Origin of the sequence: Roseovarius sp. MBR-78 (assembly GCF_040547535.1) — a bacterium.
GTDB lineage: Bacteria > Pseudomonadota > Alphaproteobacteria > Rhodobacterales > Rhodobacteraceae > Roseovarius.
The window spans coordinates 66,211-90,636 of sequence record NZ_JBEPPX010000010.1 but is presented as its reverse complement, the minus strand read 5'-3'; the positions used below and the strand labels follow the sequence as shown (position 1 = coordinate 90,636).

The 24,426-nt window shown below is 65.3% G+C and carries 29 protein-coding genes; 18 read left to right on the top strand and 11 right to left on the bottom strand.

The window, feature by feature from the left end; translation table 11 throughout:
- Positions 1-56: 56 nt before the first annotated feature.
- Both ABIE58_RS10285 and ABIE58_RS10280 read left to right on the top strand, forming a co-directional pair.
- Entirely contained in the window at positions 57-1,007 is a 951-nt protein-coding gene (locus ABIE58_RS10285) for a hypothetical protein (RefSeq protein ID WP_354544618.1), read from the top strand.
- Positions 1,008-1,032: 25 nt separating this feature from the next.
- A complete protein-coding gene (locus tag ABIE58_RS10280) occupies positions 1,033-2,601 on the top strand; it encodes a substrate-binding domain-containing protein (RefSeq protein WP_354544617.1) in 1,569 nt (522 codons plus the stop codon).
- Between the two features lie 4 nt (positions 2,602-2,605).
- Here ABIE58_RS10280 and radC read toward each other — a convergent pair whose 3' ends face one another.
- From radC to ABIE58_RS10260, 4 genes are all read right to left on the bottom strand, one after another.
- Positions 2,606-3,370 (bottom strand): RadC family protein, encoded by a 765-nt coding sequence (radC, locus tag ABIE58_RS10275; protein WP_502950085.1) that lies wholly within the window; start codon positions 3,368-3,370, stop codon positions 2,606-2,608.
- A 56-nt stretch (positions 3,371-3,426) separates the two neighbouring features.
- Positions 3,427-4,590, bottom strand: coding sequence for a molecular chaperone DnaJ (dnaJ, locus tag ABIE58_RS10270; RefSeq protein WP_354544615.1), 1,164 nt, complete (start codon positions 4,588-4,590; stop codon positions 3,427-3,429).
- Positions 4,591-4,651: 61 nt separating this feature from the next.
- A complete protein-coding gene (gene dnaK / locus ABIE58_RS10265; RefSeq protein ID WP_354544614.1) occupies positions 4,652-6,565 on the bottom strand; it encodes a molecular chaperone DnaK in 1,914 nt (637 codons plus the stop codon).
- Between the two features lie 198 nt (positions 6,566-6,763).
- Positions 6,764-7,585 carry an ABC transporter permease gene (locus ABIE58_RS10260; protein ID WP_354544613.1) on the bottom strand — a complete coding sequence of 274 codons (822 nt, stop codon included), beginning with the start codon at positions 7,583-7,585 and terminating at the stop codon, positions 6,764-6,766.
- Positions 7,586-7,759: 174 nt separating this feature from the next.
- On the opposite strand from ABIE58_RS10260, the gene cysQ reads away from it, so the two are divergent.
- The 15 genes from cysQ to ABIE58_RS10185 all read left to right on the top strand — a co-directional run bounded on the left by cysQ (position 7,760) and on the right by ABIE58_RS10185 (position 19,304).
- Positions 7,760-8,530, top strand: a complete 771-nt coding sequence (gene cysQ, locus ABIE58_RS10255; protein WP_502950084.1) for a 3'(2'),5'-bisphosphate nucleotidase CysQ — start codon at positions 7,760-7,762, stop codon at positions 8,528-8,530.
- 3 nt (positions 8,531-8,533) lie between these two features.
- The gene (locus ABIE58_RS10250) at positions 8,534-9,334 is read left to right on the top strand and encodes a 3-deoxy-manno-octulosonate cytidylyltransferase (protein WP_354544611.1); all 801 of its coding nucleotides are present in this window, start codon (positions 8,534-8,536) and stop codon (positions 9,332-9,334) included.
- Entirely contained in the window at positions 9,327-10,163 is an 837-nt protein-coding gene (locus ABIE58_RS10245) for a bifunctional allantoicase/(S)-ureidoglycine aminohydrolase (RefSeq protein WP_354544610.1), read from the top strand. Before ABIE58_RS10250 ends, ABIE58_RS10245 begins: the two co-directional genes overlap by 8 nt.
- Before the next feature lie 101 nt (positions 10,164-10,264).
- Entirely contained in the window at positions 10,265-11,158 is an 894-nt protein-coding gene (galU, locus tag ABIE58_RS10240; RefSeq protein ID WP_354544609.1) for a UTP--glucose-1-phosphate uridylyltransferase GalU, read from the top strand.
- A 15-nt stretch (positions 11,159-11,173) separates the two neighbouring features.
- Positions 11,174-12,157, top strand: a complete 984-nt coding sequence (gene galE, locus ABIE58_RS10235; RefSeq protein WP_354544608.1) for a UDP-glucose 4-epimerase GalE — start codon at positions 11,174-11,176, stop codon at positions 12,155-12,157.
- A gap of 35 nt (positions 12,158-12,192) precedes the next feature.
- Entirely contained in the window at positions 12,193-13,221 is a 1,029-nt protein-coding gene (locus ABIE58_RS10230) for a glycosyltransferase family 2 protein (RefSeq protein WP_354544607.1), read from the top strand.
- 326 nt (positions 13,222-13,547) lie between these two features.
- Positions 13,548-14,111, top strand: a complete 564-nt coding sequence (gene rfbC / locus ABIE58_RS10225) for a dTDP-4-dehydrorhamnose 3,5-epimerase (RefSeq protein WP_354544606.1) — start codon at positions 13,548-13,550, stop codon at positions 14,109-14,111.
- A 2-nt stretch (positions 14,112-14,113) separates the two neighbouring features.
- The gene (rfbB, locus tag ABIE58_RS10220; RefSeq protein WP_354544605.1) at positions 14,114-15,157 is read left to right on the top strand and encodes a dTDP-glucose 4,6-dehydratase; all 1,044 of its coding nucleotides are present in this window, start codon (positions 14,114-14,116) and stop codon (positions 15,155-15,157) included.
- Positions 15,154-16,020, top strand: a complete 867-nt coding sequence (gene rfbD, locus ABIE58_RS10215; RefSeq protein WP_354544604.1) for a dTDP-4-dehydrorhamnose reductase — start codon at positions 15,154-15,156, stop codon at positions 16,018-16,020. Before rfbB ends, rfbD begins: the two co-directional genes overlap by 4 nt.
- Positions 16,017-16,889 (top strand): glucose-1-phosphate thymidylyltransferase RfbA, encoded by an 873-nt coding sequence (rfbA, locus tag ABIE58_RS10210; RefSeq protein WP_354544603.1) that lies wholly within the window; start codon positions 16,017-16,019, stop codon positions 16,887-16,889. Before rfbD ends, rfbA begins: the two co-directional genes overlap by 4 nt.
- Complete coding sequence (locus ABIE58_RS10205) at positions 16,879-17,031, top strand: hypothetical protein (RefSeq protein WP_354544602.1); 153 nt, start codon at positions 16,879-16,881, stop codon at positions 17,029-17,031. The genes rfbA and ABIE58_RS10205 overlap by 11 nt, the downstream gene beginning before the upstream one ends.
- A 34-nt stretch (positions 17,032-17,065) precedes the next feature.
- Positions 17,066-17,680: a glutathione S-transferase family protein gene (locus tag ABIE58_RS10200; protein WP_354544601.1), complete on the top strand. Its 615-nt coding sequence runs from the start codon at positions 17,066-17,068 to the stop codon at positions 17,678-17,680.
- A complete protein-coding gene (rnhA, locus tag ABIE58_RS10195; RefSeq protein ID WP_354544600.1) occupies positions 17,673-18,134 on the top strand; it encodes a ribonuclease HI in 462 nt (153 codons plus the stop codon). The genes ABIE58_RS10200 and rnhA overlap by 8 nt, the downstream gene beginning before the upstream one ends.
- Positions 18,131-18,754, top strand: a complete 624-nt coding sequence (locus tag ABIE58_RS10190; RefSeq protein ID WP_354544599.1) for a trimeric intracellular cation channel family protein — start codon at positions 18,131-18,133, stop codon at positions 18,752-18,754. Before rnhA ends, ABIE58_RS10190 begins: the two co-directional genes overlap by 4 nt.
- Positions 18,755-18,878: 124 nt before the next feature.
- Positions 18,879-19,304, top strand: coding sequence for a hypothetical protein (locus ABIE58_RS10185; protein WP_354544598.1), 426 nt, complete (start codon positions 18,879-18,881; stop codon positions 19,302-19,304).
- A 51-nt stretch (positions 19,305-19,355) separates the two neighbouring features.
- Here the strand turns inward: ABIE58_RS10185 and ABIE58_RS10180 are convergent, their stop codons facing one another.
- The 5 genes from ABIE58_RS10180 to def (ABIE58_RS10160) are packed head-to-tail and all read right to left on the bottom strand — an operon-like array spanning position 19,356 to position 21,818.
- On the bottom strand, positions 19,356-19,595 hold the full coding sequence (locus ABIE58_RS10180; RefSeq protein ID WP_354544597.1) for a GlsB/YeaQ/YmgE family stress response membrane protein: 240 nt from the start codon (positions 19,593-19,595) through the stop codon (positions 19,356-19,358).
- A 3-nt stretch (positions 19,596-19,598) separates the two neighbouring features.
- On the bottom strand, positions 19,599-19,841 hold the full coding sequence (locus tag ABIE58_RS10175) for a hypothetical protein (protein ID WP_354544596.1): 243 nt from the start codon (positions 19,839-19,841) through the stop codon (positions 19,599-19,601).
- A 4-nt stretch (positions 19,842-19,845) separates the two neighbouring features.
- Positions 19,846-20,754, bottom strand: a complete 909-nt coding sequence (fmt, locus tag ABIE58_RS10170) for a methionyl-tRNA formyltransferase (RefSeq protein ID WP_354544595.1) — start codon at positions 20,752-20,754, stop codon at positions 19,846-19,848.
- A 60-nt stretch (positions 20,755-20,814) separates the two neighbouring features.
- On the bottom strand, positions 20,815-21,303 hold the full coding sequence (gene def, locus ABIE58_RS10165; protein ID WP_354544594.1) for a peptide deformylase: 489 nt from the start codon (positions 21,301-21,303) through the stop codon (positions 20,815-20,817).
- Entirely contained in the window at positions 21,300-21,818 is a 519-nt protein-coding gene (gene def, locus ABIE58_RS10160; RefSeq protein WP_354544593.1) for a peptide deformylase, read from the bottom strand. The genes def (ABIE58_RS10165) and def (ABIE58_RS10160) overlap by 4 nt, the downstream gene beginning before the upstream one ends.
- A 96-nt stretch (positions 21,819-21,914) precedes the next feature.
- Between def (ABIE58_RS10160) and ABIE58_RS10155 the strand changes: the two genes are divergently transcribed.
- The gene (locus ABIE58_RS10155; protein ID WP_354544592.1) at positions 21,915-23,084 is read left to right on the top strand and encodes a MalY/PatB family protein; all 1,170 of its coding nucleotides are present in this window, start codon (positions 21,915-21,917) and stop codon (positions 23,082-23,084) included.
- Positions 23,085-23,089: 5 nt separating this feature from the next.
- On the opposite strand, the gene ABIE58_RS10150 is transcribed toward ABIE58_RS10155, so the two are convergent.
- A complete protein-coding gene (locus ABIE58_RS10150; protein WP_354544591.1) occupies positions 23,090-23,860 on the bottom strand; it encodes an EcsC family protein in 771 nt (256 codons plus the stop codon).
- 51 nt (positions 23,861-23,911) lie between these two features.
- Positions 23,912-24,394, bottom strand: a complete 483-nt coding sequence (locus tag ABIE58_RS10145) for a GNAT family N-acetyltransferase (RefSeq protein ID WP_354544590.1) — start codon at positions 24,392-24,394, stop codon at positions 23,912-23,914.
- Positions 24,395-24,426 lie beyond the last annotated feature (32 nt).

The following is a 24,426-nucleotide window of genomic DNA, read 5'->3' as shown; positions in this document are numbered from 1 at the left end:
GGCCTTTTTTAACGGCTATCCCCTAGCCTTGACGTGGTCGAGGTTTGGAGGGCGGTATGGCCCAGATTAAGCGTTACATCATCGCCGGCGGCATTCTTGTATGCGCGCTCGGGGCGGCATTCATAATGAAAGCGGGGGCCACCACGCCACCGCAGCAGAGCGCGGCACCGCGCGCAGAGCCCCCCGTAAAGATATCGGCAATCGAGCTGGCATCGGCCCCGGCGCTGCCGGTCCTGCCCGATGCGGTGCCGCTGCCCGATGCGCGCGTGATCCGCGCCGTCGCCCGCGATGTGCCGTTGTCCGGCGATCTCCCGTCGGAGGAGCGCGCGCCGTCCTTTTCCTGCGAGGCGGAAATGACCGCCTCGCCGCGCGACGCCGCCATCGTGCGTCTCGACATCGAGGCCACTTGCCGCCCGAACGCGCGAGCCACGCTGCATCATTATGGAATGATGGTTACGGTGCTGACCGATTCGGACGGGCGCGCGCGTATAGATGTGCCCGCGCTAAGCCAATCGGCGGTGTTCATCCTCGCCTTCGAGGATGGAAAGGGTGCGCTTGCAACGGCGCAGGTCGACGATCTGCCGCTTTACGACCGCTACGTGGTGCAATGGCGCGGCGATGCGCAGAGCCTGCGGCTTCATGCCTTTGAATACGGTGCCGATTTCGGCCAGCCCGGCCATGTCTGGTCCAGGTCTGGCCATGACGAGGCCGAGGGCTTTGTCATGCGCCTTGGCGATGACGCGCCCGCCCCGGCCCTGCGCGCGGAAATCTACACCTTCCCCACAGCGGGCGCGACGCGCGACGGCACGGTGGCGCTGCGGCTCGAGGCCGAGGTGACCAAGGATAACTGCGGCCGCGATCTTGAGGCCCAGGGCATTTCCACCGGGGGCGAGGATGCGGCGCTGGAGGTGAGCGATCTGGTTCTCCCGATGCCCGATTGCGCGGCGGTGGGCGAGTTTCTGGTGTTGAAAAACCTGTTCAATGACCTGAATATCGCGCAAAACTGACGCGCGGCAATTCAGGGATCGAAACATGGCGGGACTGCGTGCGGCTGGCCTCGCTGCGTTGCTCATCTTGGCGGGGTTCGCGCCGCTTGCGGCGCAAGATGTGCTGCTGCGGTCACATGACGGCGCGGTCGAAATCGCCGGAGACCTGCTGGGCTTTGACGGCGAGTTCTACCGCGTCGATACCATCTATGGCGAGTTGACCATCGACGGCTCGGGCGTGACCTGCGAGGGACCGGGATGTCCCGATCTCGAGGCTTTCGTCGCGCACGCGGTGTTTTCTGGCGCGCCGATCATCGGGCGCGTGCTTGTGCCATCGCTGCTCGAGGCCTTTGCCATACGAGATGGATACGTTCTTGCGCGCCACGATGGCACGCGTGACGGCGATGATCTTCGGGTGACTCTTCATGCGAAAAACGCTGAAAAAACGCTGCTTGGCGAGTTTCGGTTCCGGCTGACCAGCTCGGACGAAGGCTTGGCCGACCTGCTCACCGGCGAGGCGGATATCTCTATGAGCCTGCGCGAGGCGCGTGCCGGGGAACTGGCCCGCGCGCGCGAGGCCGGTCTGGGCGATCTCGCCGCCCCGGCGCGGATGCGGGTTCTGGCGCTCGACGCGCTGGTGCCGATCGTGGCCCCGGCCAACCCGGTGCAGAGCCTGAGCCTGCGCGACCTGTCGGCCATCCTGACCGGCAAGATCGCGAATTGGGCCGCATTGGGCGGCCCCGATGCGCCGATTGACGTGCATTTGTGGGCCCCGGAGACGGGCATAGGCCAGGCTACCGCCGATCAGGTCGTGCGCGTGGATGCGAGCGAATTGACAACCGCGATCAGAGCGCATCGCGACGGGGCCGGGCTGGCGCGTGCGGTGGCGGCCAATCCCTTTGCATTCGGACTCACGCTGCGTTCGGAACAGGGCGAGGCGTGGGAACTGGCCCTGACCGGGCCGTGCGGTTTTGCGCTGCGGGCGGATCGACGGACGGTCAAGACCGAGGATTACCCGCTGACCGCGCCGCTGCTTCTCTACCTCCCCGCCCGCCGCCTGCCCAAGCTGATACGCGATTTCATCGCCTATCTCGACGATCCCTCGGCGCAGCTTGTCATCCGGCGGGCGGGTTTTGTCGATCAGGCCCCTGAGGAGATCGGCATTGCCCGGCAGGGCGACCGGTTTGCCAATGCCATCGCGCGGGCCGAGCCCGAGACCGGGCTTGACGAGCTCAAACGCATGGTTGGGCTGTTGGCCCCGCTGCGGCGGTTGACGACAAGTTTTCGGTTCGAGACCGGTTCGGCCCGGCTTGACGTGCAGTCGCGCGCCAATGTCGAACGGCTGGCCGATTCGCTGCAACAGGGGCTTTACGATAATCGGCAGATCGTCTTTGTCGGGTTTTCAGATGGCGAGGGGGCGGCGCGGGCCAACCGCGAGATTGCGCTTCGCCGCGCAAAGACGGTGCGTGACGCGGTGGTGGCGATGGCCGAGACCGCGCGGCTCGACCGGGTGGCGATGTCGGTGGATGCCTTTGGCGAGGCGATGCCGATGGCCTGCGACGACACCGCCTGGGGCCGTCGGGTGAATCGGCGGGTCGAGGTCTGGGTGCGCTGAGCGCTCAGAGATAGCCGTCGGCGCGAAAGCTCACCTCGGCGGATTTTCCGATGATGACATGGTCGTGGAGCACGAGGCCAAGCGCCTCGGCCGCGCGCTGCACCTCGGCGGTCATGGTGATATCTGCCTGCGAGGGGGTGGGATCGCCGGAGGGGTGGTTGTGCACGAGGATGAGCGCGCTGGCATCGAGGAGCAGCGCGCGCTTGACCACCTCGCGGGGATAGACCGGGACGTGATCGACGGTGCCGCGCGCACTCTCCTCGTCGGCGATGAGCATGTTCTTGCGGTCGAGATAGAAGACGCGGAACTGTTCGGTTGCGCGATGAGCCATGCTGGTGCGGCAATAGGCGATCAGCGCAGCCCAGGATGAGATCGCGGGCCGCCCGATCACGCGGGCCTGCGCGAGCCGGTGGGCGGCGGCCTCGACGATGCGCAACTCGGTGACGACAGAATCGCCCACGCCCGCGACCTCGCAGAGTTGCCCGGACGGGGCGGAGATCACCCCGGCGAAATCGCCGAATCGCGCCAGAAGGGCATGGGCCATGGGTTTGACATCGCGGCGGGGGATGGCGCGAAAAAGCACAAGCTCGAGCATCTCGTAATCCGGTATCGCCGCCGCGCCGCCGTTGAGAAACCGTTCGCGCAGGCGGCGGCGGTGATCGCGGATATAGGAGGGCTGCGGCGCGGCAGTGCGGGTGCGCGCGACAGGCGCGGGGGCCGCGGCAAAGAGCGGCAGGCTGGCATCGTTAAAGGCGGCGGGCGTGTGCATGTCCCGCAGCATCGCGCGCCCGCGTTACCAAAGGCTTAACGTCGGCACGCCTGCCGTCAGCTTTTCATCGAATCCCAGAAATCCTTGACCGAGGAGAAGAAGCTCTTGCTCTCGGGGTTGTTGTCCTCGCTCATCTCCTCGAATTCGCGCAGCAACTCTTTCTGGCGGGTGGTGAGGTTGACCGGGGTTTCGACCGCAAGCTCGATCATCATGTCGCCCCGCCCGCCACCGCGCAGCGCCGGCATCCCCTTGCCACGCAGGCGCATCTGACGCCCCGATTGCGAGCCGCCGGGGATCTTGACGCGCGAGCGCCCGCCGTCGATCGTGGGCACCTCGATATCGCCGCCAAGGGCCGCGCGGGTCATCGAGACCGGAACGCGGCAGAAGAGGTTGCTTTCTTCGCGCTCGAAAATCTCGTGCGGGGCCACCTCGATGAAGATATAGAGATCGCCCGCCGGGCCGCCGCGCATCCCCGCCTCGCCCTCACCCGAAAGGCGGATGCGGGTGCCGGTCTCGACGCCTGCGGGGATATTGACGCTCAGCGCGCGTTCCTTGGGCACGCGGCCCTGGCCCTGGCAGGATTTGCACGGGTTCTTGACGATCTGGCCAAGCCCGCCGCAGGTGGGGCAGGAGCGTTCGACCGTGAAAAAGCCCTGTTGCGCACGCACCTTGCCCATGCCCGAGCAGGTCGGGCAGGTGCTGGGTTGCGCGCCGCCTTCGGCCCCCGATCCGTCGCAGGCCTCGCAGGTGGCGGCGCTGGTGACCTTGATGGTCTTCTGAAGTCCGGCATAGGCCTCTTCGAGCGTCACGCGCAGGTTATAGCGCAGGTCCGCCCCGCGCGCCGCGCGTTGCCGCCCGCCGCCGCGCTGGCCGCCCATGAAATCGCCAAAGAGGTCGTCGAACACGTCCGAGAAGGCCGAAGCGAAATCGCCCTGCCCCTGCCCGCCGCCAAAGCCACCACCGGGGCGTGGCCCGGCCCCGTTGCCCATGCTCCCGTCAAAGGCGGCATGACCAAAGCGATCATAGGCAGCCTTTTTCTCGGGGTCCTTGAGCACGTCATAGGCCTCGCCCGCTTCCTTGAACTGGCGCTCGGAATCGGCGCTGTCCTTGTTGCGGTCGGGGTGCAGCTCTTTCGCCTTCTGGCGATAGGCGCGCTTTATCTCGTCTGCCGAGGCCCCCTTGGACAGGCCGAGCACCTCGTAATAGTCGCGTTTGGCCATCTGGGATCTCCTTCAAGCGCGGGCCGGGGCCGTGTATCGGCCCCGGCACAAGGCATCGGCCTCAGCGGCGCTTGTCGTCGTCGATATCCTCGAAATCGGCATCGACGATGTCATCCTCTCCGGGGCCGGCATCGGCGGGGTTGACGCCATCATCACCCTCGTCCTGCGTGGCCTTGTAGATGGCCTCGCCAAGCTTCATAGAGGCCTCGGCGACGTTCTGGATACCGGCCTTGATCTTGTCGGCGGTCACGTCATCCTTGGCGAGATCGTCCTTGAGCGCGGCAACCGCCAATTCGATCGCCTCGACGGTGGTCGGATCGACCTTGTCGCCATGCTCTTCGAGCGATTTCTCGGTCGAGTTGACGATGCTTTCAGCCTGGTTGCGGGCCTCGACAAGCTCGCGGCGGGCCTTGTCACCCTCGGCGTTTTCCTCGGCCTCGCGCACCATGCGCTCGATATCCTCATCCGTGAGGCCGCCCGAGGCCTGGATGGTGATCTTTTGCTCCTTGTTGGTGCCCTTGTCCTTGGCCGAAACCGAGACGATGCCGTTGGCGTCGATATCGAAAGTCACCTCGATCTGCGGCATCCCGCGCGGCGCGGGGGGGATGTTTTCAAGGTTGAACTGGCCGAGCATCTTGTTGTCGGCGGCCATCTCGCGCTCGCCCTGGAAGACGCGGATCGTCACCGCGGACTGGTTGTCCTCGGCGGTCGAGAAGATCTGCGACTTGTTGGTGGGAATGGTGGTGTTGCGGTCGATGAGGCGCGTGAACACCCCGCCGAGCGTTTCGATCCCGAGCGACAGCGGTGTCACGTCGAGCAGGACCACGTCCTTGACATCGCCTTGCAGCACGCCGGCCTGAATGGCGGCACCCATGGCGACCACCTCATCGGGGTTGACGCCCTTGTGCGGCTCGCGGCCAAAGAACTTGGTCACTTCCTCGATCACCTTCGGCATCCGCGTCATGCCGCCGACAAGCACCACCTCATCCACCTCGGAGGCCGAGATCCCGGCATCCTTGAGCGCGGCCTTGCACGGCTTGAGCGAGGCGGTGATGAGATCGCCTACCAGGCTTTCAAGCTTGGCGCGCGTCAGCTTGACCACCATGTGCAGCGGCTGCCCGTTGGAACCCATCGAGATGAACGGCTGGTTGATCTCGGTCTGGCTGCTGGAGCTGAGCTCGATCTTGGCCTTCTCTGCGGCTTCTTTCAGGCGTTGCAGCGCCATCTTGTCTTGCGTCAGGTCAACGCCATGCTCTTTCTGGAACTCGCTGGCGAGGTAGTTGACGATCCGCATGTCGAAATCCTCACCGCCGAGGAAGGTATCCCCGTTGGTGGATTTCACCTCGAAGAGGCCATCGTCAATCTCGAGAATGGTCACGTCGAACGTGCCGCCGCCAAGGTCATAGACCGCGATGGTGTGGGTGTTTTCCTTGTCCAGACCATAGGCAAGCGCGGCCGCCGTCGGCTCGTTGATGATGCGCAGCACTTCAAGGCCGGCGATCTTGCCTGCGTCCTTGGTGGCCTGGCGCTGGGCGTCGTTGAAATAGGCGGGCACGGTGATGACGGCCTGCGTCACCTCTTCGCCGAGATAGCTCTCGGCGGTTTCCTTCATCTTGCCGAGGATGAAGGCGGAAATCTGGCTGGGCGAATATTTCTCGTCGCGCGCCTTGACCCAGGCATCGCCATTGCCGCCGTCGATGACGGCAAACGGCATGTTCTTCTTGTCCTTGGCGAGATCGGCATCGTCGGCACGACGCCCGATCAGGCGCTTGACGCCAAAGATGGTGTTTTCCGGGTTGGTCACGGCCTGCCGCTTGGCGGGCTGGCCGACAAGGCGCTCGCTCTCGGTGAAGGCGACGATGGAGGGGGTGGTGCGTGCCCCTTCCGAATTCTCGATCACGCGGGGCTGGCTGCCATCCATGATCGCGACGCAGCTATTGGTGGTTCCGAGGTCTATACCAATCACTTTGGCCATGTTTTCGATCCCTTTCCAGTCAGGCGATGTGGCGGAGCTCCGACCCGTTTCGGCATCGGGCCCCGGTTTTGTGAAGCGGGAAGGCCGGTGGCCTGCCCCGCGTTTCGAGCGCTATATAGGCAGGGTCCATCACCCCTGCAAGCATAGCTGCCCGCGCTTTTCGGCCAATTCGGTTTAATTGTCACCATCGCCAAGGCCTCAGCGCCGCGCGCTCCACGACAGCGAAGCGTGCCTGCGGGTGTAGAACTCGCCGATCAGCCCGAGTGCCACGAGAACGATCCCGACATAGATCGGATACATCAGCGATGTCTTGTGCGGGAAGTAGTTGATGAAGACGAATCCGCGCGCCTGGTCGATGTTGTGAAACAGCGGGTTCCAGGCGAACATGTAATACATCTTGGGCGGCAGCATGTTGACCACGAACATCTTGCCCGAGGCGATCATGTTGGCCCGCTGGTAGATCGAGGTGAAGAGCGTCACGAATGTCGGAAACCACGGCTTGAGCGCGAGCATCACAAGTCCGGCCCCGACCCCGGTGAACCAGCCCAAAAGCACCATGCCGTAGGAATAAATCGGCTGATAGATGGTGATCGGGGTAAACATGACATGATAGACGAACAGCACGATGAGAAGCGACAGCGTCTGGATATAAAGCGCCCCGAGCGCCGCCGAGGAAATCGTGATCGCCGTGTTCATCGGCGCGTGCTGCATCATCGGAGAGGCCGGCCCCTCGGATCCGGCGACCGCGCCCATCGCCTTGATATGGGTGATGTAGATGAAAATTCCCGACATCATGAACAACAGGAAATCGCCGCGTATCTTGGCCGCCTTGAGGCCGAGAACGCTGAAGAACAGGTAGAAGGCGAGGACCATGATGACCACGGTCAGGATGTTGAGCCCGAGCGCCACGATCGCGTTGCCGTGCTGTTGGCGGATGCTGCGCACGGTGGCGTGGTAGATCAGTTCGAGGATGACCACCGCCGAGTGTAGCGAAGACTTGGGCCGGACGGTCTTGAACATTCGGTTTTGCCTCGTTTGCGGCGATCTGACTGCGCGATCTGCGCGCCCGGTTCCTTGCCGAACCGCCTCGAGCATATCATAAGGGGGTCTGACAGAACCATCTCCTAGCGCGGTAAAGTGGCGCAAAACAGGCAAGGGAATGACGATTTGGAGCATGAACGGCTGATATCGGAAATGCGGCGGCTGGCGCTTGTGGCCGGGGATCGCATCATGGAGATCTACGAGGGGCCGGATTTCGAGGTAAAGCTGAAATCCGACGACAGCCCCGTGACCGAGGCCGACGAGGCCGCGGATGCGCTCATCTCGGCGGGGCTGCGGGCGGCGTTTCCCGATGTCGCGCTGGTCACCGAGGAGCAGGCCGCCTCGCACGGGCAGAGCGCGCGCAGCTTTCTCATCGTCGATCCGCTGGACGGGACCAAGGAATTCATCAACCGGCGTGGCGATTTCACCGTCAACATCGCCTGGGTCGATGAGGGCACCCCGGTGCGCGGGATCGTCTATGCCCCCGCGCGCGGTCGCATGTTCTATACCCTGCCCGATGGCAGCGCGGTCGAGGAGACAGGCCCGTTCGACCCCGAAGTGCCGGGGCGGCAAACCCCGCTGCGCGTGTCACGGCCCGACAACGCGGCGCTGATGGTGGTGGCGTCCAAATCGCATCGCGATCAGGCCACCGACGATTACATCTCGCGCTATGACGTGCGCGACATGACGAGCGCGGGATCGTCGCTCAAGTTCTGTCTCGTGGCCTCGGGCGAGGCCGATCTTTATCCGCGCCTTGGCCGCACGATGGAATGGGACACCGCCGCAGGCCATGCCGTGCTGGCGGGTGCGGGCGGGCATGTGCTCGATTTCGACACGCTCGCGCCGCTGGCCTATGGCAAGCCCGGCTTTGAAAACCCGTTCTTCATCGCCTGCGCGCCGGGCGTCGATCTCAGGAAAGGCTAGGCCATGTCGGTCCTTATCGTCATCCCCGCGCGCTATGCCTCGACCCGCTATCCCGGCAAGCCCCTGGTGCCGCTCCGGGGCGCGGGGGGCGCGGCGCGCACGCTGATAGAGCGGTCGTGGCGCGCGGCCTGCGAGATTTCGGGCGTGGATCGCGTGGTGGTGGCCACCGACGATGACCGCATCCGCGACGCCGCAGAGGGATTCGGGGCCGAGGTGGTGATGACATCGACGAATTGTGCCAACGGCACCGAGCGCTGCGCCGAGGCACATGCCGCGCTGGGCGGGGGGTATGAAATCGTCGTCAACCTTCAGGGCGATGCGCCGCTGACCCCGCCGTGGTTCGTTTCGGATCTCATCACGGGGCTGCGCGCGGATGCAGCGGCCGAGGTGGCGACGCCGGTCTTGCGCTGCGACGGGCGCGCGCTCAATGGCTTTCTCGAGGATCGCGCGGCGGGGCGCGTGGGCGGCACCACCGCCGTTTTCGACCGCCACCGCCACGCGCTCTATTTCTCCAAGGAGGTGATTCCCTACACCTCTGCGCGCTATTCCGACGGCGATGCCACGCCGGTATTTCACCATGTCGGCGTCTATGCCTATCGCGCGCAGGCGCTCGCGGCCTGTCCGGGCCTTGAGGCGGGGCCGCTGGAAGGGCTGGAAGGGCTGGAACAGCTTCGGTTCCTGGAAAACGGGCGCGCGGTCCTCTGTGTCGAGGTCGAGGCGCGCGGGCGGCAGTTCTGGGAGTTGAACAACCCCGAGGACGTGCCGCGCCTTGAGGCGATGATGCAGGAGATGGGGATTGCCTGAGCGGCCCTACCACGCGCCCAAGGGCGGGCTGCCGCCGCAGACCCGGCTGCTGACCGGGCGCGCGGTCTTTACCGAGGCCTATGCCGTCATTCCCGGCGGTTGCCTGAGCGATATCGTGGCAAGCCTTCTGCCGTTCTGGGAGGGCGCGCGGTTCTGGGTGCTGGCGCGGCCGATGTCGGGCTTTGCAGAGACATTCTCGCAATATCTCGCCGAAATCGCCCCCGGTGGCGGCAGCGACCGCCCCGAGACAGAGCCGGGCGCGCAGGCGGTGCTTTTCGTGCTCGAGGGCGAAATGCGGCTCTATCTTGGCGGAAAAGCCCATGATCTGGCACCCGGCGGCTATGCCTATATCCCGCCCGGTTCCGATTGGCGTCTGCGCAATATGGGCGAGGCGCCGCTGCGCTTTCACTGGTTCCGCAAGCGCTATGTGCCCGTCGAGGGGCTGGATGCGCCGTCGCCCGTGGTGCTGAACGAGCGCGAGATCGCGCCTGTGGAGATGCCCGATACCGGCGGTGTCTGGGCGACGACGCGGTTTGTCGATCCTGACGACCTGCGCCACGACATGCATGTGACCATCGTCACCTTTCAGCCCGGTGGCGTGATCCCGTTCGAGGAAACGCATGTGATGGAGCACGGGCTTTACGTGCTCGAGGGCAAGGCGGTCTACCGGCTCAACCGCGACTGGGTCGAGGTGGAGGCGGGCGATTTCATGTGGCTGCGCGCGTTCTGCCCGCAGGCCTGCTATGCTGGCGGGCCGGGGCCGTTTCGCTATCTGCTCTACAAGGATGTGAACCGGCACATGCCGCTGGCCCTCGGGCCGTGTGCCTGATGCATCGCCTGACAAAGAATTTTCACAGTTGCTCCTTAACTTAATACAAATTAGGCGTCAGCGATGTATTATGCTGACAAAAAGCGATTGAGGAGCAGTTCATGCGTAAACGAGTAACCAAGGCGATTTTTCCGGTGGCGGGTCTTGGCACGCGGTTTCTTCCGGCAACGAAATCGGTGCCCAAGGAAATCATGACGCTGGTCGACCGCCCGCTGGTGCAATACGCCATCGACGAGGCGCGCGCGGCTGGGATCAAGGAATTCATCTTCGTCACCTCGCGCGGCAAAAGTGCGCTGGAGGATTATTTCGACAACGCCCCGCAGCTTGAGCAGGAATTGCGCCGCAAGGGCAAGGATGAGCTGCTCGAAATCCTCAAATCCACCAATATGGATTCGGGCGAGATCGCCTATATGCGACAGCACAAGCCGCTGGGCCTTGGTCATGCGGTGTGGTGCGCGCGCCGCTTCATCGCCAACGAGCCGTTTGCCGTGATCCTGCCCGATGACGTGATCGCCGCCGAAAAACCCTGTTTGCAACAGATGGTCGAGGCCTTTGACGAGACCGGCGGCAACATGGTCGCCGCGATGGAAGTGCCCGACGCGATGACGAAATCCTATGGTATCCTCGATGTGAAAGAAGACATGGGCAGCATCGTCTCGACCAAGGGCATGGTGGAAAAGCCCGAGCCGGGCACCGCGCCGTCAAACCTTGCCGTGATCGGGCGCTATATCCTGACGCCGACGGTGTTGCAGAAGCTGAACAAGAAACAGACCGGCGCGGGGGGCGAGATCCAGCTCACCGATGCCATTGATGCCGCGCGCGAGGATGGCGAGGAGGTCTATGGTTTTCGCTTCAAGGGGCACCGTTTCGATTGCGGTTCCAAGGCCGGGTTCCTTCAGGCGACCGTGGCCTTTGCGCTCGCGCGTGACGACCTGCGCGACGACCTGTTGAACTACATCACCGACGTGGTCCATGCAGACAAGGCTGCGCAATAGGCCGGGGGCGTCTCCGTGAGCAACATTCTCGTCACCGGCGGCGCGGGCTATATCGGCAGCCATGCCTGCAAGGTGCTCCGCGCGGCGGGATATACGCCGGTCAGCTATGACAATCTGAGCACTGGCTGGCGCGATGCGGTCCGCTTTGGCCCGTTCGAGGAGGGCGATCTGACCGATCGCGCGCGGCTCGATCAGGTCTTTGCCGCATGGCAGCCCAGCGCGGTGATGCATTTCGCCGCGTTGAGCCAGGTTGGCGAAAGCATTCGCGCGCCGGGGCTTTACTGGCACAACAACGTCGCCGGATCGCTCTGCCTGATGGAGGCGGCGGTGGCGGCAGGCTGTCTCGATCTCGTGTTTTCCTCGACCTGCGCCACCTATGGCGACCACGATAACGTGCTGCTCGACGAGGGTTGCGCGCAGGTGCCGATCAATGCCTATGGCGCGTCGAAACGCGCGATCGAGGACATGCTGCGCGATTTCGAGGTGGCGCACGGGCTGCGCCATGTCATTTTCCGCTATTTCAACGTCGCCGGTGCCGACCCCGAGGCCGAGGTGGGCGAGTTTCACCAGCCCGAGACGCATCTTGTGCCGCTGGTGCTCGATGCCGTCGCGGGGCGGCGCGATGCGCTCACCATCTTTGGCACCGATTACAAGACACCCGACGGCACCTGCATCCGCGATTATGTGCATGTCATGGACCTGGTAGAGGCGCATATCCTCGGCTTGCGCTGGCTTGAGGCGGGGCATGACAGCCGCGTGTTCAACCTTGGCTCCGGCACCGGGTTTTCTGTGCGCGAGGTGATCGACGCGGCCGAGGCGGTGACCGGTGCCCCGGTGCCGGTGGTCGAGGGCGCGCGGCGGGCGGGCGATTGCACGCGGCTGGTCTCTGGCTCTACCCGCGCCGGGGCCGAGCTTGGCTGGGTGCCCGCGCGCTCGACGCTTCGCGAGATGATCGGCGATGCCTGGCGCTGGCACCGCGCTGGACATTACGACGCGTAGCACCGACGCTGCGCCCGGTGGCAAGAGGGCAGCGGATGGCGCGCGCAAAGATTGGCGATCTGGCACTGGCCTACAAGCTGCGCTGGCGGCGGCGCAGGCTTTTGGTGCGCGCCGTGGCCAAGCGGCGGCAGTTGCACGCCGTGGCCGACCGCACCGGCACCATCGCGCCGGGCGCGATCCTGTGCTTTGCCACCATGCGCAACGAGGCGCAGCGGGTGGGGCATTTCCTCGACCATCACCGCCGCCTTGGCGTGGATCATTTCCTGATCGTCGAGAACGACAGCACCGATGGCACCCGCGCGCACCTTGCCGCGCAACCCGATGTTTCGCTATGGACCACGGCGCAGAGCTACAAGCGCGCGCGCTTTGGCATGGACTGGCTCACCTGGCTGATGATTCGGCACGGGCACGGGCATTGGTGTCTGACGCTCGATGCCGATGAATGCCTGGTCTATCCCTATCACGAAACCCGGCCCCTTCCGGCGCTCTGCGACTGGCTGGAGCAACAGGGCCGCGCGTCTTTCGGGGCGCTGATGCTCGATATGTATCCCAAGGGGCGGCTCTCGGCGCAGCCCGTCCCGCAAGGCGGCGATCCGTTCGAGGCACTGTGCTGGTTTGATGCCGGGAATTATTCGATGCGGCGCAAGCACGATTTACAGAATCTATGGATCCAGGGCGGCCCGCGCGCGCGGATGTTCTTTGCCGCTGATCCGCGCCGCGCGCCGACCATGGGCAAGGTGCCGCTGGTGAAATGGCACTGGCGCTATGCCTATACCAGCTCGACCCACAACCTGCTGCCGCGTCATCTTAACCATGTCTATGACAGCGCGGGCGGCGAGCTGACCTCGGGCGTGCTGCTGCATTCGAAATTCCTCGCCACCGTGGTGGATCGCGCGGGCGAAGAAAAGCACCGGCAGGAGCATTTTGCCAACAGCACGCTTTACGATGCGTATTACGATGCGCTGACCGCCGATCCCGATCTGTGGTGCGCGCGCTCTACCCGGCTTTCCGGTTGGCGACAGCTTGAGGCGCTGGGCCTGATGTCGCGGGGCGGATGGGTATAGCGCCATGGTGGGATCGCCCTTGCGTCATAACGCGCGCGCCTGTCGTTTTGGGCACGCCCGACCTGCGCCGCATCGCCATTGGCGGGGTGGCAATAGGGCCGGTGCCCTTCAGGACACAAACTTGCTACAAACGACTCGTAAAAATGCACGCTTTCATGCGTATGCCCATCGTCTTGGCGGGCCCGATCCGTCATGAGTGCGAGGTGCCGGGGGGGCGGGCAGCGCGGTTTGTTTCGCCAAGGCCCTGGATATTGGAGGACTACGAAAAACCACTCTATGAAGAGGCCCGTCTGGACAAGCGACTTTCTTGAGATATTGGAGCAGGCATGAAGATCGAAACCACGCCCCTTGCCGGCCTTGTCGTGCTGACCCCTGACAGGTTCGGCGACGACCGGGGATTTTTCAGCGAAAGCTGGAACAGGACGCGGATGGCCGATGCCGGGTTCGACATCGACTTCGTGCAGGACAATCATTCGCTCTCGGCGCAGGCGGGCACGGTGCGCGGGCTGCATTATCAGGCCCCGCCCCACGCGCAGGCCAAGCTGGTGCGCTGCGGGCGAGGGCGGCTCTTTGACGTGGCGGTGGATATCCGGCGCGGCAGCCCGGCATTCGGGCGCTGGTTCGGGGTTGAGCTCAGCTTTGACAACGGGCGGCAGTTGCTCATCCCCGCGGGGTTCCTGCACGGTTTCGTCACCCGCGAACCGGATACCGAGATCGTCTACAAATGCAGCGATTACTACGCGCCCGAGTGTGACGGCGCGGTGCGGTTCGATGATCCCGATCTCGGCATCGACTGGGGGTTGGGCGGCAAGGCGGCGATCCTGTCGGAAAAGGACGCCCGCGCCCCCGCCTTCGCCGCATTCGAGTCACCATTCGACTGGAAGGACTGACCATGCGACTGCTTGTCACCGGAGGCTGCGGCTTTATCGGCTCGGCCGTGGTGCGGCTTGCCATCGCGCGCGGGCACGAGGTGGTCAATCTCGACGCGCTCACCTATGCAGCCTGCCCGGAAAACGTGGCCGGGGTGGCCGATAGCCCGCTTTACACCTTCGAGCACGCCGATATCCGCGACCGCGCCGCGCTTGACTGCATATTCGCCGCCCATGCGCCGGATGCGGTGATGCACCTTGCCGCCGAGAGCCATGTCGATCGCTCCATCGACGGCCCCGGCACCTTTGTCGAGACCAACATCACCGGCACCTACAACATGCTCGAGGCCGCGCGTGCCCACTGGACCCGGACGGGCAGGCCGGACAGTTTTCGTTTTCACCATATCTCCACCGACGAGGTGTTCGGCTCGCTTGGCCCAAAGGGCAAGTTCACCGAAGACACGCCCTATGATCCGCGCAGCCCCTATTCGGCCTCCAAGGCCGCCTCGGATCACCTGGTGCGCGCCTGGTTCGAGACCTACGGCCTGCCGGTGGTGCTGACCAACTGCTCCAACAATTACGGCCCCTATCATTTCCCCGAAAAGCTCATCCCGGTGGTGATCCTCAACGCGCTCGCGGGCAAGCCGCTGCCCATCTATGGCGACGGCTCCAACGTGCGCGACTGGCTCTATGTCGAGGATCACGCCGACGCGCTGCTTCTGGTGGTGGAAAAGGGCACGGTCGGTCGCAGCTACAATATCGGCGGCGAGAACGAGCGGACCAACCTTGACCTGGTGCAGACGCTGTGCGCCATTCTCGACGATCTGCGCCCCAAACCGGCGGGTTCCTATGCCGATCAGATCACCTTTGTCACCGACCGCCCCGGCCATGATGCGCGCTATGCGATTGATCCGGCGCGTATCCGGGACGAGCTTGGTTGGCGGCCCTCGGTGACGGTGGAGGAGGGGCTGCGCCGCACGGTCGCGTGGTATCTCGACAACGCGCCGTGGTGGCAGGCACTGCTGGATCGCCACGGGGTTGGCACGCGGCTGGGTGTCACGGCATGAGAGTTCTGGTCTTCGGCGACACCGGGCAGCTTGCCACCGAGCTGGCGCGCCGCGCGCCGGGCGGTATCAACCTCGACATGGCCGGGCGTGCCCGCGCCGATCTTGAGACCCCCGAGACCTGCGCTGCGCTCATTCGCGACACGGGCCCCGACGCGGTGATCAACGCCGCCGCCTACACCGCCGTGGACCGCGCCGAAGAAGACGAAGACCGCGCCACGCGGGTCAACGCCACAGCCCCCGCCGCGATGGCCGCCGCCTGCGCCGGGCTTGGCGTGCCGCTGGTGCATGTCTCGACCGATTACGTCTTTGACGGCGCAGGCACCGCACCCTGGCAGCCCGGTGATGCGCCCGCCCCGCTCGGGGCCTATGGGCGCAGCAAGCTGGCGGGCGAGGTGGCGATTCGCGCAAGCGGCGCGGATCATGCGATCCTGCGCACCTCCTGGGTGGTTTCGGCGCATGGCAGCAATTTCGTGCGCTCGATGCTGCGGCTCGGGCGCGACCGTAACACCCTGCGCGTGGTTGCCGATCAGATCGGCGGGCCGACGCCCGCAAGCGCGCTGGCCGATGCCTGCCTGAGCGTCGCAGCCCGCCTGCGCGCCGATCCCGGCCTCACCGGCACCTACCATTTCGCGGGCACGCCCGAGACATCATGGGCCGGGTTCGCCCGCGCCATATTCGAGATGGCGGGCATCGCCTGCACGGTCGAGGATATCCCGACCACCGCCTATCCCACCCCGGCGCGGCGACCGCTCAATTCGCGGCTCGACTGCACCGAAACGCAGGCCGCATTCGGCCTTGCCCCGCCCGACTGGCGCGCGGGGCTGCGCGACATCCTGACAGAGCTTGGAGAGATTTCACGATGACGAAACGCAAGGGTATCATCCTCGCAGGCGGGTCCGGCACGCGGCTTTATCCGGTGACCATCGCGGTCTCGAAACAGCTTTTGCCGCTTTATGACAAGCCGATGATCTATTACCCGCTGTCGGTTCTGATGCTGGCGGGCATCCGCGAGACCGCGATCATCACCACGCCGCAGGATCAGGACCAATTCAAGCGGCTGATGGGCGATGGCGGGCAATGGGGGCTTTCGTTCACCTATATCGAACAGCCCTCGCCCGATGGTCTTGCGCAGGCCTATCTGCTCGCCGAGGATTTTCTCGATGGGGCACCGTCCGCGATGGTGCTGGGCGACAACGTGTTTTTCGGCCACGGCCTGCCCGAGATGCTCGCCGCCGCCGACGCGTCCGAGACCGGCGGCACGGTGTTCGGCTACCGCGTGGTGGACCCCGAACGCTATGGCGTTGTGGATTTCGACGACGCGGGCCGGGCGCGCAGCATCGTCGAGAAACCGCCGGTGCCTCCGTCGAATTACGCGGTCACCGGGCTTTACTTCCTTGATGGCACCGCGCCCGCGCGCGCGCGCGCCGTCACCCCCTCGGCGCGCGGCGAGTTGGAGATCACTACGCTTCTGGAGAGCTACCTGCGCGAGGGCGCGCTCAATGTGCAGCAAATGGGGCGCGGGTTTGCTTGGCTCGATACCGGCACGCATGGCAGCCTGCTGGATGCGGGCAATTTCGTGCGCACCCTGACCGAGCGGCAGGGTTTGCAGGTCGGCTCGCCCGACGAGATCGCCTTTCGCGCGGGCTGGATCGACGCCGACGCGCTGCGCGCCCGCGCCCAAGCCTTTGCCAAGAATGAGTATGGCAGCTATCTCGCCGCGCTTGCCGAATGATCGCGGGCAGGGCAAAATCGTGAACCGCCAAACGCCGGGCGTCTCTGCCCGGACAAGACAGACTGGTAATGCTTTTTTAACCGGATTCGATACGCAACCGATGACGCTATGGCACCTTTTCAGCGCGGCGGTGATCGCGTGACCTGGCACCGGCGTCTTTGTCTGAGGACCACACCATGACCGATCTCAAACTCTATTCCATGCCCTCCTCGGGCAACAGCTACAAGGTGCGGCTGCTGCTGGCGCTTTTGGGCAGGACGGTCGACACAATCGACGTCGAATACGAATGGGAATCTCTCACCCGCGCCAAGGCGGAGGGCCGTCTGCCTTTTGGCAAGGCCCCGGTGCTGGAGCTTGGCGACGGCACGCTATTGCCGGAATCGAATGCGATCCTTTTCTGGCTGGGACAGGGCACGCGCTTTGTGCCTTTGGGCGCGCTGGAACAGGCGCGGATGCTGTCGTGGATGTTCTGGGAGCAGAACCAGCATGAGGGCGTGATCGCCGTGCGCGCGGCGCTGCTCAAATATCCGCACCGCAAGGCACAGGCCACGCCCGAGCGGCTGGCCGAGTTGCTGACAAGCGGCCATGCCCTGCTGAAGGTCATGGAAGATCACCTGAGCGGGCGCGACTGGCTGGTCGGGGGGCATGTCAGCCTCGCGGACCTGTGCCTTTACGCCTATACCCATACGGCGGACACGCATGGCGGCTTCGATCTTGCCCCCTTCCCAGCGCTGCGCGACTGGTTGGGGCGCATCGCGGCCCTTGACGGTTATGTCGGCCTCGATGCTTGAGCTTTTCGCCTATACCGACGGGGCCTGTTCGGGCAATCCCGGCCCCGGCGGCTGGGGCGTGCTGATGCGCGCGATGGAGGGCGGCGCGATCGTCAAGGAACGCGCGTTGTCGGGCGGCGAGGCGCAGACCACCAACAACCGGATGGAGCTTTTGGCTGCCATTCATGCGTTGGAGGCGCTGTCGAAACCCTCTTCCATCACCATCGTCACCGACAGCGCCTATGTGAAGAACGGCATCACCGGCTGGATGCACGGATGGAAGCGCAACGGCTGGAAAACCGCAGCGAAAAAGCCGGTGAAGAATGTCGAGTTGTGGCAACGCCTCGATGAGGCGCAGGCCCGCCACCAAGTGACATGGCAATGGGTCAAGGGCCATGCGGGTCACCCTGAGAATGAGCGCGCGGACGAGCTTGCGCGCGCGGGCATGGCCCCGTTCAAGCCGGGCAAGCCATGACGGCGCTCGCCCTGCTCGATTATGCCTCGGTGCTGATATTCGCGCTGACCGGCGCGCTTGTCGCCTCGCGCCGCCAACTTGATATCGTGGGTTTTGGCTTTGTCGCCTGCCTGACGGCGGTGGGTGGCGGCACGTTGCGCGATGTGCTTTTGGATCGCAACCCGGTGTTCTGGCTGGGCAATCCGAACTATATCCTGATTGCCTGCGCCGCCGCCCTGCTGGTTTTTGTCACCGCGCATCTGGTCGAGAGCCGCTATCGATGGCTCTTGTGGCTCGACAGTTTCGCGCTCGCCGTCGCCGTGCCCGCAGGCGTCAGCGCTGCGATGGCGATGGGGCAGGCCCCCGTGATCGTGGTGCTGATGGGCATGGTTACCGGCTGTATGGGGGGCCTCATGCGCGACGTGGTGGTGGGCGAGGTGCCCCTGGTGCTGAAACAGGGAGAGCTTTATGTCTCGGCGGCCTTTGCGGGTGCGCTTGGTGCGGTGGTCGCCGCGCGCCTCGGGGCCGAGCCGCTGGTGATCCTCGCCACTTGCGCGGTGCTCACATGGGCGTTGCGCGCAGGTTCGCTCGCCTTCGGGTGGCGCTTGCCGGTCTATCGCCCGCGCCCACCCCGGATGTGAGCGCGGGAACAGCAACCACCGCATAACCCGAATTTACGTCACAGTTTTGTCGAGTTTCCATGGTTTCTTCTTTGCCATGGAACAGCACATCGAACCACCCATGCAAGACGCTCCCAGGTTTCTCATGAAATGGGGGTTCTGGGCCGTGATGGCCGGCGCAACGGCTCTTATACTTGTTTTCGCTCAATTCATCGGCCCGACATTTGAAGCCAAGCCCTCTGCCGCCTCGCAAATCGGCACGATCGCTGGCGAGATCAAGCGGTCCGCCTGGCTGTCGTTTTTGGGATTTCCCAAACCTGAACCAGACCCCGCACCTGTTTCGATCTGGAATTACGTCGCGATGGCCGCACCGGTTTTCGGCGTGATGGCCGTGGTGCTTTCCCTTGTCTCCGGTCTCCTGCGCGAGAACTGGCGCTATCCGGTTTATGCAACAAGCCTTGGTGTCGCGGCGATTGTCTTTCAATTTGTCTGGTGGATCGCGCTGTTGGTCGCCGGGGTGATCCTGCTCGTCGCGATCATTGAAAATATCGGCGATATCTTCAGCTTCTAGACCGTCCAGAGATCACACCTGCCGTTGGAGAGCCGCCTTCTGTGGTCGAGCCTATTTGCGCCCCAGATAGACCTGGTAAAGCCAGATCAGCAACAGCGATCCCAGCACCGCGCCAATCAGCCCGCCCAAAAGCCCCGTCACCATCAGCAGCACCCGGATCACCACCCCGCCGATGAGCGCGCCCGCGATGCCGATCATCACGGTCTGCACCACACCGGCCTCGATCCGCATCAGCCGGGTGGCCAGAAACCCCGCCGCCGCACCGATCATGATGAGATAAACCACGCCCATCCGCTACCTCCGCTTGCGCCAATGCGTCGGCACAATGATGAGCGCACCAATCGAGGACAGGATCGCATCCACCCCTGGCGCGCCGAAACGGATGCCGAACATGATGCGGATGAAGTAAAACAAGAACGCGCCGCCGACGCAGATGATGATCGAGGGCAGGTATCCGTTGCGGGTAAAACCGCTTTTCTCGCTGGCATAGCCGACGATTCCTGCGATCACCACCGTGCCGAAGAGTTGCAGGAACATCGCGTCACTCCAATCGGGTGCCGCGCGGCCATGCCATGCCGCGCAGGAATTCGCGGGTATCCTGCGCCGCGCGGCCCGCGCGTTGCAAGCGCAAAAGCCGCACCGCGCCCTGCCCGCAGGCCACCGTCGCCGCGTCGTCCAGCACCTCGCCCGGCGCGCCTTGCCCGTCAGCCACGCGCGAGGCAAGCAGCTTGACCCGCTCTGCCCCCGCCATGCACCACGCGCCGGGAAAGGGCGACAGGCCCCGGATCAACCGGTCCACCTCCTCCGCCGGGCGGCACCAGTCCACCCGTGCCTCGGCCTTGTCGATCTTGGCGGCATAGGTGACGCCCGCCTCGGGCTGCGGCTCAGGCGTCAGGCCGTCCAGCCGCGCCAGCGCCTCGACGATCAGCCGCGCGCCCAAGCCTGACAGCCGGTCATGCAACTGCCCCGTCGTCTCTTCTGCGCCAATCGCCACCGCCTCGCGCAGCAGCACCGGCCCGGTATCAAGCCCCGCCTCCATCTGCATGATGCACACGCCCGTCTCGGCATCCCCGGCCATGATTGCGCGATGAATCGGCGCGGCCCCGCGCCAGCGCGGCAAGAGCGAGGCATGGATGTTGAGACAGCCCCGGCGCGGCGCATCCAGCACCGCCTGCGGCAGGATGAGGCCATAGGCCACCACCACCGCCACATCGGCCTCAAGCGCGGCGAATTCCGCCTGCGCCTCCGCCCCCTTGAGACTCACCGGATGGCGCACCGGCAGGCCAAGCGCCTCGGCGCGCGCCTGTACCGGGCTGGGGCGATCCTTCTTGCCACGACCTGCCGGGCGCGGCGGCTGGCAATAGACGGCGGCCACCTCGTGCCCGGCAGCCACCAGCGCATCGAGCACCGGCACCGAGAACTCGGGCGTTCCCATGAAGATCACGCGCATCGTCCCCCCCTTCATCCTGCAAAAAATATCCAAATCACACGCGAGCCACGGGCACGGCCCTCAGCCCGCTTTGCGCGCCCGCCGCAGCAGCATGTCGCGTTTCACGCGGCTCAGCCTGTCGAAATACATCCGCCCCTGCAAATGGTCGATCTGGTGCTGCACAGATGTCGCCCAGAGGCCAACGAAATCGCGCTCTTCGGTCGCGCCATCCGCGTTGAGGAACCGCACCGTCACCGCGCGCGGTCGCGCCACCATCGCCGAGACGCCGGGCAGGCAGGGGCTTGCCTCCTCGTGTTCGCGCAACTGCACGCTGGCGTGCAGCACTTCAGGGTTGGCCATGCGCACAACTTGGCCGCGCGCCTCGCTGGCATCGACGACGGCAAGCGCCTGCATCACGCCAAGCTGCACCGCCGCAAGGCCCACGCCCGGCATCGCCTCCATCACCGCGATCATCTCGGACCAGATTGCGCGGGTCTCATCCGTGATCGCATCCACCGGCGCGGCGGCCATGCGCAGCCGCGCATCGGGCCAGCGCAGAACCGCCCTCACGCGCGGGCCTGCTCGCGCTTGAGCTTGACCATGCGGCGGGTGATCATCTGCCGCCGCATCGCGCCCAGATAGTCGATGAAGAGCTTGCCGTTGAGATGGTCGATCTCGTGCTGAACGCAGGTCGCCCAGAGACCGCCGAACCCCTCGCGATGCTCGGCACCCTCCGCGTCGGTCCAGCGCAATTCCACCTCGGCGGGTCGCGTCACCTCGGCGAATTGCTCTGGGATCGAGAGGCACCCCTCTTCATAGACATTGGTTTCATCCGAGGCCGCCACCACCTCGGGGTTTATCATCACCAGCGGGCGCGGGGCCTCGCCCTCGGCCTTGACGCAATCGAGCACGATGAGCCGCGTGAGCACCCCCACCTGCGGCGCGGCGAGGCCAATGCCCGGCGCGTCATACATCGTCTCAAGCATATCCTGCGACAGCCTGCGCAGATCGTCGGTGATCTCGGTCACCGGTGCGCAGACCTTCTTGAGGCGCGGATCGGGGTGGATGAGGATAGGGCGTTTCATGGCGCTTGATTTAGGGGATCGACGCATGATCCGCAACGGTCTTGCGCCCGGCGCGCATTCGTCTAGCCTGCGGGGCAATACCCCAAGGAGAGCCCCATGAATTTCGACGAGATCATCGACCGCCGCGGCACCCATTCCGACAAATGGGACATGATGCAGGCCAAATACGGAATCTCTCCCGAGGACGGGATCGCGATGTGGGTGGCCGATATGGATTTCCGCCCGCCCGCCTGCATCACCGAGGCGCTGCGCGGCATGACCGATCACGGGATTTACGGCTATTACGGCGACGATGCGGGCTATCGCGCCGCGATTCAGTGGTGGATGGCCGAACGGCATGGCTGGCAGGTGGAGCCGGGGGCGATATTCACCACGCATGGGCTGGTCAATGGCACCGGGCTTTGCGTCGATGCGTTCACCGCGCCGGGCGATGCCGTGGTGATCTTTACCCCCGTCTACCACGCCTTTGCCCGCGTGATCAAAGCGGCGGGGCGCGAGGTGCGGGAATGTCCGCTGGTCAATAACGCGGGCCGCTACGAGATGGATTTCGAGGCCTATGACGGGTTGATGACCGGCAATGAGCGTATGCTGATCCTGTGTTCGCCGCACAATCCCGGCGGGCGCGTCTGGACGCGCGCCGAGTTGGAGGGCGTGGCCGAGTTCGCGCGGCGGCATGACCTGATCCTTGTCTCGGATGAGATTCACCACGATCTGCTGATGCCCGGCCAGCGCCATATCGCTATGGCGCATATCGACGGGATCGCCGACCGTCTGGTGATGATGACCGCGACCACCAAGACCTTCAACATAGCGGGCGGGCATACCGGCAATGTCATCATTCACGACGAGGGCTTGCGCGCGCGCTTCGCCGCGCGGATGGCGGCGCTCGGGGTGTCGCCCAACTCGTTTGGCCTCGTGATGGCCGAAGCCGCCTATTCGCCCGAAGGCGCGGCCTGGGTCGATGCGCTTTGCGCCTATCTCGACGGCAATCGCGCGCTTTTTGATGCGGGCGTGAACGCCATTCCGGGCCTGCGGTCGATGCCGCTGGAGGCGACATATCTGGCCTGGGTCGATTTCTCAGGGACAGGCATGGACCGCGCCGAGTTCACTCGCCGGGTGGAGCGCGAGGCGCGGATCTGCGTCAATCACGGGCCCACCTTCGGCACCGGCGGCGAGGACTTCCTGCGCTTCAACATCGCCACCCCGCGCGCGCGGGTGGCCGAGGCGGTGGAGCGGCTTCAGGTGGCGTTCGCGGATTTGCAGTAGGTGCCTTAGCCGCGCGTGATGCGCCCCTCGTCCGCCCGCTCACGGAACGCCGCCACCATTTCGTCCATGTCGCGATCCGCGTCGATGGCGAGGCGGCGCAGGCCGAAATGGACATGCGCCATGTCCTGATAATATCGGGTATAGGCGTAGTTGGTGGCCGCCCCCGCCGCCGCCCCCAGAACCGGCACGGTCTGCGCCGCAAGTTTTTGCCCCAGCACCGTTGCCAGCCGCGGGGCCACCCGCGCAATCAGCGCCCGCAGCGCAGCCCCGGTCAGCGTCACCCGCGTGCCGATCAGGCCGAGATTGGCCCCGTCATCACTCGCCAATGGCCCCGCGCTGCCGAAAACCGCGATCGAATCGAACCGCACGCCCGGCTCGGATGGATCGAACCCGTGATCGCCCGCCACATCCTGAATGGCGCGCATCAGCACCGTCACCGTCACCGGCAATTCGGCCAGCGCCGTGGGCAGGCCGCCCATGCCGCCCGCCGCCCCCATCGCCGTGGTCAAAAAACGCGCGCGCCAGCCCGGCAGATCGGGCACCGAGGCGCGGGTGCCGTGCGCCGCCTCTGCCGCGTGGTGGAGCGCGCGCTCGGTCACCGTTCCGATGCGGGTGCGTGCTTCGGGCGGCAGGCGGTCCAGCAGCCCCTCGGCCTGCGTGCCGATGAGGTTCAGCACCTCCATCACGCCGCCGCTGGCGCGCGCATTGCGCGCCACCAGCGCATCGAGCCGCGCATTCACCGCAGGCTCGTCGATGGGCCGTCCGAGAAGTTCCATGCCGCCCGCCTCCAGACTGTCGTCAAGAGATTACCGCGCGCGCGCCCGATTTCAAGCCGCCCGCGTGACCGCGCCCGCGACCCCGTCCCAGGCACCGGGCACCAGCGCCAGCCCCAGCACCCGCGCCGGGTTGGTCGGTGGCGGCATTTCGACGCCTGCCAGCCGCTCAAAGCCGAATCGCGCGTAATAGGGCGCATCCCCGACCAGCATCACCCGCGCCCAGCCAAGCGCGCGCGCGCGCTCCACGCTCTCGCGGATGAGCCAGGCACCCAACCCCTCGCCCTGATGGGTGGGGTGCACCGCGACCGGCCCCAGAAGCAGCGCCTCTGCTGCGCCCACCCGCACCGGCCAATAGCGGATCGCCCCCGCGATGATGCCCGCCTCGCGCGCCACGAGGCACAGATCGGCGACCGGGGCCACCCCGTCGCGCAGCCGGTAGGAGGACAGCGCCTCGCGCCCCGGTGCAAAGCACAGGTCGTAAAGCGCCTCGACCTCCCACCGATCCTCCGGCCTCTCGGGCCCAAGCTCGACCATGACACGCCGCCCCGTCGCGAGAATTGACTGGA